Here is a 12,397-nt window from a genome sequence, read left to right on the forward strand (position 1 = left end):
AAAGCGGGTACCCAGCACTGTTATATCCGTTTCTCCTTTGCTCACAATAAAAGGCATGGTGCCATGATGCGCTACTTCAAAATAGACTTCCCCAGTAACCGATACTTTCCGTTCGCTCCCGGTGAACATTACCGGGTAAGTAACAGAAGAGCCGGCATTCAGCCATATCCCGGAGCCGTCCGACAGGGTCATTTGGATCACCCTGCTCCCTCTCGGGTTCGATAAGGTATTGTACACCACACTGCCTGCCTTTGTACCGGGGGAAGGCCGGTAGGCAATTTCCCCGTTGGCAAGCTTAACCACCTGCACATTCCCCTGCTCGGCCAGCGTGCCTTTATCTGCGCTTTGCAGGGCTATTTTCTGCCCGTTGGCCAGCGTGATCATGGCCTGGCTCAACTGCGGCGGTTCAATATCCGGCGACTTAACCATTGTCCGGGCAGCAGGCGACTGTGGTTTCAGCGTTCCCAACTGCATATAATATATTCCCGCGGCTAACACCAATACGGCCGCGGCAGCCCAGTGCCATCTTGCCTTTAACAGGTGCCATACCGGTGTGGGATGGATATCATCTTCGTTCACCTGCTCATCCTGCACTGTGATATCCTGCAAAAGCCGTTCACGTACTCGTTTACCCACGGTGTCTCCGCGCGTAAGATCCATACGGATCATTTCCTCAAAACGCAACCGGTCGTCCGGACCCAAAAGTGCGGACACCTCTTCCGGATGTGTTGCTATGTATTCAAAAAGTTCTTCTGCCTTTTCTCTGCCGATCTCTTCATTAAGATAACTTTCCAAAAGCGCCCTGTAATGGTCTTGTTTGTTATGCATATGTTTGTTAAAAAGGAGCCCTGAAAAGGTCATCCAGTACTATGTGACTGCAGAAGATGAAAAAAGGGTGGGTGAAAAAACAATTTTTTAAAAAAAACTGCCCAATGCAATGATCAGCAGGGTAAGTTGCTCTTTTTCGGCAAAATAAGCGCGCAGAAAACGCAGCGATTGTACCATGTGCTCTTTTACCGTATTGCGGGAAATGCCCAATTCCAGCGCCGCCTCTTCATAGGTCTTTCCTTTCTCCTTGCAAAGGATAAAAGTCTTCCGGCGCTGTGGCGTTAGCGCTGCAACCGCGTCGCGGTACAGCGCTTCATAGCGGTTGAGCCTGTCATTTTCAGGATCGGTGGTACACGGATCCATCCATTCCAGCACTTCTTTCCGAAGCGTTGCATCTTTTGCTATTTTTTTCAATGCGTCAATCGCCTTGTTGCGTGATATCCTGTATAAATAGGCAGAAAAAGAAGTAGTGATCTCCATGCGCTCCCTGGCTTCCCATATCTTCATGAATACCTCGTGAACAAGGTCTTCGGCCAGTGAAGACACTTTTACAAAACCGAGCAGATAGGCATATATCCCCCTGTGATAACGGTCGTATAGCTGCGTAAATGCTGCTTCACTTCCGTTTTTTAACTGATCCAGTAACCAGGCTTCGGTATGTAAAGGGTTGTTTGCCAAAATAATTCGTTAAACTTTTTTAACTGTGTAAATCTATATAAAAAGTTTCAACTCAACCATATCAGATTTAGGGTGCATTTAAAATTGTAGCATTTGAGTTAAGCTGCTTTCCTAATCAGGGCCACCATTTTATCTCATTGATTATTCATTGACAAGACCTAAATATCCATTCGTGAATTTCTATGAGCATTTTAATTAACCTGATAACCTGGTGCCAATTCGGTTGTATTGTGATCTATTTATATATACTTCTCATTTGCCAGGCGTCAAGAGATTTAAGTTCTGCATCCTGGCCCTGAGATCGTATTGACACACCTTTGCTATCGTCTCTTCCGGGGTATACTCTCATTGCTACACACTGTTTTCCGTTCACGAACACCTCTACAACACTCTTATCAATAAAGATTCTGAGTTTAACGGTTTCATCAGGATTTAAGTAGAACTTTTATTTGGAATTACAGCATTGCCACTCAGTTTCTCCCAGTTTAAAAGTAACGGATCATTGGATACAGCGACCATGTTTCCAACTTCTGTTCCATGGTACATAGCGATCACGCGATTTTCTTCAACTAATGTTGCTCCTGAATAAACTGCACGTTCCGGGCCGGGATAAATGGCATAGGGAAGATCCTTCCAGTGAATAAGATCTTTACTGATCGCATGCCCCCAGTGCTGACGCCTGTCTTCCGGCGGGTAGGCCTGGTAAAAGAGGTGCCAGTTACCCTGCCAAAAACTCAATCCATTGGGATCATTCATTGTACTTTCAGGACTTACAAAATGATAGAGAGGCCGATACCGATCTGAAGACTGCTTTTTACGTGACCCAGCAAAACGTTTAAGCAATGGGTTATTCCTGAGCTCATTTTCCTGCTCCGGCAATGTGTTAGAAAAAGTATATTTTGGAACGGATGAGATATATGGTGGTTTGTCGGCCTGCCCAAAGGATAGATTGTGCCCGAAAAGAACAAGAATAATCAATGTGAAGACAACTATTATTTTTTTCATTATTTTACTTGTTTAGTTATCTATATCGTAAATTTTCTTCATTTGCCAGGCTTCCAATATTTTTAATTCACTATTTTGCCCCTGTGAACGAATAGAAACACCAATTGCATCATTACGGCTTGGGTAAACTCTTGCGGCAACGCATTGTTTTCCGTTCACAAATACTTCAACGACACTTTTGTCAACAAATATTCGAAGCTTTAAATTCTCACCCGGGCTCATTTCAAAAGCGGCTGTTTCTGGCCCTCTTGGGTGAACATCCGGGTGTAGAGAAGAGTAAGACGTTTCGAGCGTTATTAAACTTTCTCTTGAACGCGGATTTGGAGGTGCTGAGGAAGCTGTTCTAATGGCTGGCGGGTCTGTTCGTAAAGCGGCTACTTCTCCAAAATGATAGTCTCGACCGGAACCCATTCCACGCTCTTTCATAAATACAATACGTGTAAATTCTTCCTTATTTGAAGAGCGTAAAACATTTAATTCGAGCATCGGTGCGTTTTTTGGATCAATTTCCAAATTAATCTCCATAGAGCTGCCCTTAATATTTCCCAGAACAACTTCTTTATTAGCAGGCAAGACCATAGGCTTTACAACCTGATGATTATACCGTAAAGATTCAATGTCTCCCGCAGGCTCCTGACGCAAATCATCTTTACCAATCAGGGTTAGTCTTCTCGGAAGCGACATGATTTGGTTCCATTCGCCCGTGGGTTTTCCCGGGTTCATATTAAAGATAATTATGACGCCGCCTTTACCATCAGGAGTAGCAGATGGTGCATGTACACCGGAAGGAGACGCAGGTCCAAAATTGAATTTGCCTCCATCGGTCACCATAAACTTATCCCTTTTTTTATCATAGTCTCCCAACAGATATTGTCCTCCGCTCATGTGGCTAAAGAATGGCATAATATAACGGTTTCCAATAGGCCAGAAGTAAGGACAAGCATAATCATCTCCAACCAGTGTGAAGCGGTCCCCTTCAATAAATTCGTGCATGTATTCCCAATTTGCAAGATCCTTTGACCTGAAAAGGTATATAACAGGAACTTTCCGTCCACCAGGCCCTTTCGGCGCCCTGCCTGCAGAAAGCGAATAATATACCCCATCTTTCTTCCAAATTGAAGGATCGAACACACTATGAGGAAGAGGAAATCCTGTAGTGCTACGTATGGGAATAACTGCCTTACCAGTGACTTTTTCCCAGTTCAGAAGCAATGGGTCTGAAGATACAGCTACCATATTTCCAACCTCCGTTCCATGATACATAGCAATAACACGATCATCTTCAACTAATGCTCCACCAGAATAAACTGCACGTTCCGGGCCAGGATAAATGGCATAGGGAAGATCTTTCCAGTGAATAAGATCTTTACTGATCGCATGACCCCAGTGCTGACGCCTGTCTTCCGGCGGGTAGGCCTGGTAAAAGAGGTGCCAGTTACCCTGCCAAAAACTCAATCCATTGGGATCATTCATTGTACTTTCAGGACTTACAAAATGATAGAGAGGCCGATACCGATCTGAAGACTGCTTTTTACGTGACCCAGCAAAACGTTTAAGCAATGGGTTATTCCTGAGCTCATTTTCCTGCTCCGGCAATGTGTTAGAAAAAGTATATTTTGGAACGGATGAGATATATGGTGGTTTGTCGGCCTGCCCAAAGGATAGAAAATAACCCAACATCGCCATAATAACTATTGGAATGCATCGAAATATTTTTTTCATGAGTTTAAATTTTTATTTTTAGCTTTTATTATATGAGATTTCTATTTCAACATACTTTTTTATATTTCATGCGGCTTCGCTTTAATGAGTTTTGCTTCTAACTGTTCAAGGGATTTCCCTTTCGTTTCCGGCATAAAAAATATTACCCATAATAATTGGAGAACCATCATGATGGCAAAGAAGGCAAAAATGGGCGCAGGCCCAATTTTTACTGCCAGTATAGGAAATATGGTAGTTATTATTGCTGCCAGGATCCAGTGTGTTGAAGCCCCGAGAGATTGTCCATATGCACGCACACTATTTGGAAAGATCTCTGAAATAAATACCCAGATTACCGCGCCCTGCCCTATTGCATGAGAGGCAATAAACAGAAAGAGAAGCGAAGGGACTATCATTCCGCCCAGGCAATTAAAATAAAAGGCGGCCGCTACAGATGTCAACGAAATGATGTAACCTATGGAGCCAATCAGCAATAATTTTTTACGGCCCCACCTGTCTATCATGTACAGGCCAGCCATTGTAAATACCAGGTTAACCAGCCCAACTCCCACGCTCTGAAGGAAAGCACCGTGTTTATCTATACCTGCCAGTTCAAAAACGCGTGGCGCAAAATATATAATCGCATTAATGCCTGACAACTGGTTAAAAAAAGCTATTAAAATTGCCAAAAAAACAGGGACACTGAACCTTTTGCTGAAAAAGACCGAAAGGCTTTCTTTTTGATTATCCTCGTTAATAGTTCTGTGAAGCGCTTCAATGGCTTCATCTACACCCAAAGGATCACTTACCTCTAATGTTTTACGGGCAGTGTCGTAATCGCCTCTGCGGACAATCAGCCATCTCGGGCTCTCAGGAACAAAAAAGACGAGTATAGTATAGATAAGTGCAGGGATAGCCACAACGCCCAACATTAACCGCCAGCTATTTTCACCGCCAACCCCCTGTAGTAAATAGTTGGACAAATAGGCCATCAATATTCCAAAAACTATATTGAATTGGAAAGTAGCAACCAGTTTTCCCCTGTTTTTTGCCGGAGCAATTTCTGTGATATACATGGGAGCTACCACAGATGAGGCACCAATGGCTAAGCCCCCAAGTACCCGAAATACCATAAAAATATAAACACCGGGAGCAATCGCCGAACCAATCGCTGAAACCAGGTATAATATTCCAATCCAAAGCAATGTTTTCTTCCTTCCAAACCTGGTAGCTGGGATACCTCCCAAAAGGGCGCCGGCTATGGTACCATATAAAGCTACTCCTATAGCTATTCCATGAAATACATCGCTAAGGTGCCATATCCTTTTTACATCCTGTTCGGCACCCGAGATAACAGCAACATCAAAACCAAATAAAAATCCCCCTAGAGCTACAACAATGCTCCAAAGCAATAATTTTCTATTCACATCTTTCATTTTAAGATTGTAATATAGATGTAAATTAAAGATCCTGCCTTTTGAAATTCTTACATTTCCATTCAATTTTGTTTCAAAATAAAATGAAGGACAATTAGCTAATTAACGCTACTTTATAAGATGCTTTTTTAATAAAAATTAAAAGTATTAATAGAATTGTATCAATTGTTTTCAATATTGTTGCATTGTTTTATTTAATTTTTTATTATTATTAGAAAATCCTTTAAATTCAAATCAAGGAGAATACCGAAAACCATGCGTACAAAAAAAAAAGTCTTTTTTCATCATAATTTTTACTGCTTTTATTTACTTCTCATGCAATGAAAAAGTAAAAGAAAAACAGTATATCATTGGATTTTCTCAATGTGTAGCATCTGACAAATGGAGACAATCGATGCTTGAAGGAATGAAACTGGAATTAGCTTTCCATGATAACATCCGGTTTATCTACAAAGATGCTGATGGTAGCAGTGAGAAACAAAAAGAACAGGTAAAGGAATTAATAAAACAAAAAATTGACCTGCTTATTATTTCACCTAACGAAGCAGAGCCGCTTACTCCAATTGTAAATGAAGTTTACGACAACAAAATCCCGGTAATTGTTATTGACAGGAAAATTTCTTCTGATTCCTATACTGCTTACGTTGGTGCAAACAATTATCAAATTGGTTATTTGGCTGGCGAATATGCTTCTAATTTATTGAGCAGGAGAGGGAATATTATTGAAATAACCGGACTTCCAGGCTCATCTCCCGCGATGGAAAGAAAGAAAGGGTTTGCGGAAGCAATAAAAAAATACCCCGGTTTAATGGTAATCAGTGAAATAAATGGAGAATGGGTTGAACATAATGCGCAACAAGCTCTTTCAAAAATACCGGAACACATAAAAGAGGCAGACCTGATTTTTGCTCACAATGATGTAATGGCTAACGGGGCATTTGAGGTCTTAAAAAGATTAAACGAAAACAGGAATGTTAAGATCATCGGTATTGATGCTTTATCGGGTCCGGATGCAGGGCTTCAATTTATAGAGAATCATCAGATAACGGCCTCCGTACTTTATCCTACGGGCGGAGAAGAGGCGATCCAATTGGCTATTAAGATTTTAAAAAAGCAAAATTTTAAAAAAGAGGCCATTCTTCCCACTTTAGTAGTGGATTCTACCAACGTCAGAATAATGAAGCTCCAATCTGAAAAAATTAAATCCCAACAAAAAAATATAGAAAAGCAACAAAACATCTTAAAGAAACAGATAAATATTTATAACGATCAACGAATTTTTAATAATATACTGGTCATTGTTCTTGTCCTTGTGGTACTGCTTGGCTCAACTGTATACTTCTCCTGGAGAAAAAATAAAAGGATTACCAAACAGCTTCAATTACAAAATGAAGAAATTTCATGGCAAAGCAACCGGTTAATTGAGCAATCAGCAAAAACGGAGGAAGCGCACCAGGCAAGAATTAACTTCTTCACCAACATATCACATGAATTTCGCACTCCTCTCACCCTAATCCTTTCCCCATTAGAAGAGTTAATTTCAAACACAAGAATACAGCAGGATATAAAGCAGTCCTTACAGTTAATTCAGCGAAATGGAGTAAGGTTATACAGGCTAATTGACCAACTAATGGATTTTAGAAAAATTGAATTTAACAAGATGCCATTGCGGGTATCAGATAACGATCTTGTTGAGTTTGCAAAATATATTGTAGATGCCTTTAAACCCCTGGCAAAAAACAAAAATATCGATCTCCAGTTAATATTCAGTGAGCGAAAACTTGATGTGTGGTTTGATACCACCATGCTTGACAAGATCATTTTTAATTTACTATTAAACGCTTTTAAATTTACAAAAGAGCATGGAATGGTGCACGTAACTATCAGAAAGAATAATAACTATGCACTTTTAAAAATAGAAGATGACGGAATTGGAATGACAAAAGAAGTCATAGAACATGCTTTTGAGCCTTTTTTTCAGGGCGAATATGAAAATTATAAAGGTACCGGACTTGGGCTTGCCCTGTCAAAAGAATTAATAGAATTGCACCATGGCACTATATCAGTAAAAAGTGAAAAGAAGAAAGGGTCCATATTTGAAATCTCCTTACCTCTTGGAAATTCACATTTTAAAAAGGATGAATTAATAACCTCTGCATCCCGAAAGTTGGTTATAAATGAAGATTCTGATATTTATACAGTCGATTTATATGATAACGATTTATATGGAAAGGGAAAAAACAACAATCTTGATTCCGGCAATGCTTTGGCTCCAGGCATCACCTTACTCATCATAGAAGACAATGAGGAAATGAGGGAATATCTTACCTCCAGACTTAGTGCTGATTACCATATTACAGAAGCTGAAAATGGAACAATAGCTTTGCAATCCGTTTTTGATATTATTCCGGACCTGATTATTTGTGATATAGTAATCCCGGGAAAAAATGGGCTTGAGCTGACTAAGATCTTTAAAAGCGATATTCGAACCTCGCATATACCTGTTGTTTTATTGACCGCCAGAGATCAGCAAAATCAAAAAACAGAGGGAATAGAAACCCAGGCAGATGCGTATATAACCAAGCCATTCAATTTATTATTCCTCAAAGAGACTGTTAACAGTTTACTCCAAAATCGTGAAAAAATAAAAGAACATTATTCAGGAGAAATCCTTTCCGGAGCCAAATCGCAGGTATCTAAAAAAACCGATCGCAAATTTATCATTCAATTCAATTCAATAGTTGAAAACAATATCCGTAACGAAAATTTTGGAGTAAATGATATCTGTAGGGAAATGGGAATTTCGAGGATCCAACTTTACAGAAAAATGAAAACAATATTAAATTGCAGTGTGAATGACTATATAACAGCATCCCGATTACAAAAGGCGAAATATTATATGCAACACGAGGATCTTACTATTTCTGAAATTGCTTTCAAATCAGGATTTTCATCCGGAGCGTATTTTTCAACGGTATTTAAATCGAAATTTGGCTTGACACCAAAAGAATTTAGAGGGAAATAAAAATTAAACTACCGCAATAGAAAGTTTAAACACGTCAAGAACCTGCCCATGTGCCGGGCTTTAATATCCGGCTGACCGTCATAAAAGATATGCCACAAAGACCCTGAGGCACAAAGTCACGAACATCATGCCTTGTTTTCTTCGTGCTTTAGTGACTTTGTGGCATATATCACCAACCATATAACCTTACAAAGCAGCCATCAGCACTTACAACTGTACGGCAATGAATTTAGATTCCGGGGTTCCGTTTTGCGGGATCCTCCCGATAGCCGACCAGCCCGAATTAAGTTCAACCAGGGCGAAATTGATGTAGCCCTTGATGCTGCCCAGGGCGCTTTTCTTTATGGAGAATTCAATGATATTTTTGCCGCTCACCGGCTTGATGGCAGAAAAATTCGCTTCAGCGTCAAATGAAGAAACAGGGTTGAAAACCCATTCGGCCGGCGTTCCTGTATGTATGTACACACTGCCCCAACTGGGTGAAGCCGCCGGTCCTTCCAGTAAATAATCCGTACCTGAGCCTGCAGGATAATCAGCAACGCCATACCCTGTAGCAGGGTCGTTATCTGCGTCAATGAACATGTCAACTAATTCGAGTTTCATGTCGGCTGTACCCTCCACCAGGAAATTGATGTCCTGAGCGGTTGCAAATGCTTTTATAGCGCGTATGGTCCCTGCAAAATTTTCATCGTTCGTGTGGGCATATTCTACATATTCCCAGTCGGAAAAATCGCCGTCAATCTTAATATTGGGACCAACAATGCTCACTGTATCTGTAAAAGTATTTGTTTGACCACCATCAGTAGCGGTTAAAGAAACGAGGAAATCGCCCTTTTTTGAAAAGATATGCTGGGGCGATTTTAATGATGAGCTGTCGCCGGGTTTATCACCGAAATCCCAATGGTATTCCTTTGCGCCGGTGGAAAAATTGGTAAAGGTTACCCTGAAGCCATCGGCTACATAGCTGAACACCGATTTAAGATTGCTGTTGTTTTCTTTTTTGCAGGCGGATACCGCAATGAGCAGGAACAATACGCCCGACAAATACACAATATTTTTTTTCATAATTATCAAGTTTTGGAACAGGAGGTTGATCAGAACTTATCCTGCTCATTAATTTTTAATGGTTAATTGCTGGTTTAAATTATTCATACCATTGTTATCATCGGTCCATACATTCGCATTGGCCAATCGTACCGAATATTCCTTTCTTAATTTCAGGTTGTCGGCCTGGTCTGCTATCCGCAAAGAGAGATCATAATCGCCTGCGGGTATACCTGCTATGCTGACGGTTTCATTTACAGCCAGTGTGCCGGCAGGTTTACAGGCGCGGAGATCTGCAGCCAGTAATTTTTCATAATATTCTCCCGTAGCTTTACTCTTTAAAATAAGAAAAGCATTTTTTTTATTGTATAGCGGCGCATAGCCCTTATTGGTAATATTAATGCTGACAGGAATACTGCTGCCGGCTGCTGCCTCCTGCGGAAATTTTGCATCTGTTAAGGCCAGCCTGTATCCTAAGTATGTTTGAAATTCATCAAAGCAACCGGAGGCTTTCCATGCATTAATGGTGGCAGGATACCAGTCTAAATTCAGGTAGGTCCATTTCAGCAGTTTCATTTCCTTTCTTCCTTCGGCGCAGGTTGGATCATATCCACCGGTGGGCGGACAGGTTTCACCGCCTGTAGGCACAAACAATGCTTCATCGCTTATGTATTTTTTTTCCGCTTCAATATTATTATACGTACCATAGTCCGTGCCGCCCGATAAGAAACAATCGTTATGGTGCCCCACTCTCGCGCGGCTGTCGCTGCTGTATGCAATGGCAGCGGTTACCGGAGCCGTATTGCCGAATATCTGCTGTTTAACGGCCGGCGTTCTTACCTGCACCATAATTTCCGGAGGTAAAACACTCAGTATTTTGGTCAATACTTTTTTTTCATTTTCTATGGTTGCCAGTCCGTTGCTTGAACTGTGCCATTCGCCCCAGGCGCCGATAAAACCTGCCTGCATAAAAGCGATCACATCCTTGTTGTGCTCAAAAACGGGCTTTAACTGATCAAGGTGCTGCTCAATAACGGCATAAGGCGCATCGGTTCCTTCCATATCGTCTGTATAGGCAAAACGCAGTATGACTTTTAAACCGGCATTCCTTATTTTATCCATGTCTTCCTGTATCAGGGAGAGCCCGGCATTGCTGATGGCCCGGTCTTTAAAAGCATCCAGGTAGTACACCCGTAGGATCATGGAAATGTTCTGGTTTCTTAAGATGCCGAGCTGGTCAGCATTTAAGGAAGCTCCTCCGGCATATACGCTCATCGTTTTAATAAAGCCTCTTTCGGGATTGGGAAAGACGGCATTGGATATTTCATACTTTATGCTATCGCCGCCGGGATCATCACCCGCTTCTGTTCTTTTGCAGCCCAGGAAGCAGCACAGCAGCACTATCCCGGAAATTATTTTATATACTTTATTTGTAAACATCATTGTTTTTTTATTTGAGCAGTAAGGTTCTTCGTTTACTGATAGCCAGGGTTCTGGAGGAACTTACCTTTCCCTTCACTTACCGTTTGCAGCGAAAAAGGAAATACTACCTTACTGGGATTGGTATAGGTAGACTGCGTTACTTCCTGGCAGCGGCTCACAAATTTTCCGTGCCGGATAAGATCCGCCCTGTATTGCCCGTTCTCGCACCAAAACTCATGGCTTCTTTCGAGTAAGATCAGATCATTAAAAGATCCCAGGGAACTGTAGTCTGCCAGATCTTTGTCTGCAAGCCCCGCTCTTCTTCTCACTGTATTTACCAGCTCCATGGCTTCCGCATCCGGCGCTCCGCCGGCGTTGGCAATCGCTTCTGCTTTTGATAAAAGCACATCGGGATAGCGGTACATCACAATATCCACCGTAGTAAGACTGGTGGTTCTTGCAGCATCTTCATTTATTTTTAAAGGTATGGGTCCCTTATCCAGTATAATCCCGGGATTGTTGCGGTTGTAGGTAATGCCGTCGCTGCCTGTATATTCGGCAATGAGCATTTGTTTTCTCTTGTCATTTTCCTCGAACCTGTCGTAAAACCACCATGTGCTCGATATGGTGCCCCAGCCCCCCTGTGGAGTGTAATTGGAAGGCAGCACCATCAGCTGCCACTGGTTTTCGCTGGTGCCCGCATAATCGCAGGGGATCGCCCATATCACTTCTTTGCTGTTCCTGGCGCCTTCCAGGTCCCATATTGCGGCATAGTTATCATCGAGCGTATAGGCGTTAAAAGCGATAATATCATCACATAATGCTTTTACCTTGTCCCATTTTTTTTCATGCAGGTTCAGCCTGATATCGATCATTTTGGCCAATGCTTTATTAAACCTTCCATAATCTGCGTCTTTAGGCAAGGGCAGATCTGCAGCCGCAGCTTCAAGATCGGCTTCAATAAAAGCAACCATTTCATCATTGCTCAACCTTGCCAAAGGCTCTTCCTTCAATGGATTTTGGAGGGTTTCCAGCGGTGCAACCACCAATGGACCATACAGATCGAACAGGGTATAAGCGAGCAGTCCGCGTGCACAGCGTACTTCCGCTATCGCCTTCCGCTTCAGATCTTCGTTTACGGTTGACCGTGAAATGAGGTCAATCGTTATGGTCATCCGGCTGATCTTGTTATAGAAGTCATCGTAATAGCGGGTGAAGCCCGTGCTGGCCGGTATAAAATTATGCAGGGAGGCTAAGT

At 41.9% G+C, this 12,397-nt stretch carries 9 protein-coding genes and 1 pseudogene; 1 reads left to right on the forward strand and 9 read right to left on the reverse strand.

Annotated features, from left to right (window positions below; all coding sequences use genetic code 11):
- From PLH26_RS15065 to PLH26_RS15085, 6 genes and pseudogenes are all read right to left on the reverse strand, one after another.
- Positions 1 to 828: FecR family protein (locus PLH26_RS15065; RefSeq protein WP_324586857.1), on the reverse strand; the 828-nt coding region annotated here is incomplete at its 3' end.
- Between the two features lie 87 nt (positions 829 to 915).
- Entirely contained in the window at positions 916 to 1,506 is a 591-nt protein-coding gene (locus PLH26_RS15070) for an RNA polymerase sigma factor (RefSeq protein ID WP_324586858.1), read from the reverse strand.
- A gap of 235 nt (positions 1,507 to 1,741) precedes the next feature.
- Positions 1,742 to 1,924: pseudogene (locus PLH26_RS21810) on the reverse strand (glycoside hydrolase family 32 C-terminal domain-containing protein); the annotation flags it as partial.
- 14 nt (positions 1,925 to 1,938) lie between these two features.
- A complete protein-coding gene (locus tag PLH26_RS15075) occupies positions 1,939 to 2,511 on the reverse strand; it encodes a glycoside hydrolase family 32 protein (RefSeq protein ID WP_324586859.1) in 573 nt (190 codons plus the stop codon).
- Between the two features lie 12 nt (positions 2,512 to 2,523).
- The gene (locus PLH26_RS15080) at positions 2,524 to 4,233 is read right to left on the reverse strand and encodes a glycoside hydrolase family 32 protein (RefSeq protein ID WP_324586860.1); all 1,710 of its coding nucleotides are present in this window, start codon (positions 4,231 to 4,233) and stop codon (positions 2,524 to 2,526) included.
- Between the two features lie 59 nt (positions 4,234 to 4,292).
- Positions 4,293 to 5,639: a sugar porter family MFS transporter gene (locus PLH26_RS15085; RefSeq protein ID WP_502876395.1), complete on the reverse strand. Its 1,347-nt coding sequence runs from the start codon at positions 5,637 to 5,639 to the stop codon at positions 4,293 to 4,295.
- Between the two features lie 358 nt (positions 5,640 to 5,997).
- Between PLH26_RS15085 and PLH26_RS15090 the strand changes: the two genes are divergently transcribed.
- Positions 5,998 to 8,673, forward strand: a complete 2,676-nt coding sequence (locus tag PLH26_RS15090) for a hybrid sensor histidine kinase/response regulator transcription factor (protein WP_324586865.1) — start codon at positions 5,998 to 6,000, stop codon at positions 8,671 to 8,673.
- 207 nt (positions 8,674 to 8,880) lie between these two features.
- Here PLH26_RS15090 and PLH26_RS15095 read toward each other — a convergent pair whose 3' ends face one another.
- The 3 genes from PLH26_RS15095 to PLH26_RS15105 all read right to left on the reverse strand — a co-directional run.
- Positions 8,881 to 9,738, reverse strand: coding sequence for a PKD domain-containing protein (locus PLH26_RS15095; protein WP_324586862.1), 858 nt, complete (start codon positions 9,736 to 9,738; stop codon positions 8,881 to 8,883).
- Between the two features lie 48 nt (positions 9,739 to 9,786).
- On the reverse strand, positions 9,787 to 11,160 hold the full coding sequence (locus PLH26_RS15100; RefSeq protein ID WP_324586863.1) for a DUF4832 domain-containing protein: 1,374 nt from the start codon (positions 11,158 to 11,160) through the stop codon (positions 9,787 to 9,789).
- A 32-nt stretch (positions 11,161 to 11,192) separates the two neighbouring features.
- Positions 11,193 to 12,397, reverse strand: a 1,205-nt coding sequence (locus PLH26_RS15105) for a RagB/SusD family nutrient uptake outer membrane protein (RefSeq protein WP_324586864.1), incomplete at its 5' end; no start/stop codon positions are given.

It is taken from the genome of Agriterribacter sp. (assembly GCF_035444585.1).
GTDB lineage: Bacteria > Bacteroidota > Bacteroidia > Chitinophagales > Chitinophagaceae > Agriterribacter.

What these genes read in the sequence shown, in the direction of transcription:
- PLH26_RS15100 (WP_324586863.1), bottom strand. Translation starts at nt 11,160, where the DNA reads ATGATGTTTACAAATAAAGTATATAAAATAATTTCCGGGATAGTGCTG.
- PLH26_RS15080 (WP_324586860.1), bottom strand. Translation starts at nt 4,233, where the DNA reads ATGAAAAAAATATTTCGATGCATTCCAATAGTTATTATGGCGATGTTG.
- PLH26_RS15075 (WP_324586859.1), bottom strand. Translation starts at nt 2,511, where the DNA reads ATGAAAAAAATAATAGTTGTCTTCACATTGATTATTCTTGTTCTTTTC.
- PLH26_RS15095 (WP_324586862.1), bottom strand. Translation starts at nt 9,738, where the DNA reads ATGAAAAAAAATATTGTGTATTTGTCGGGCGTATTGTTCCTGCTCATT.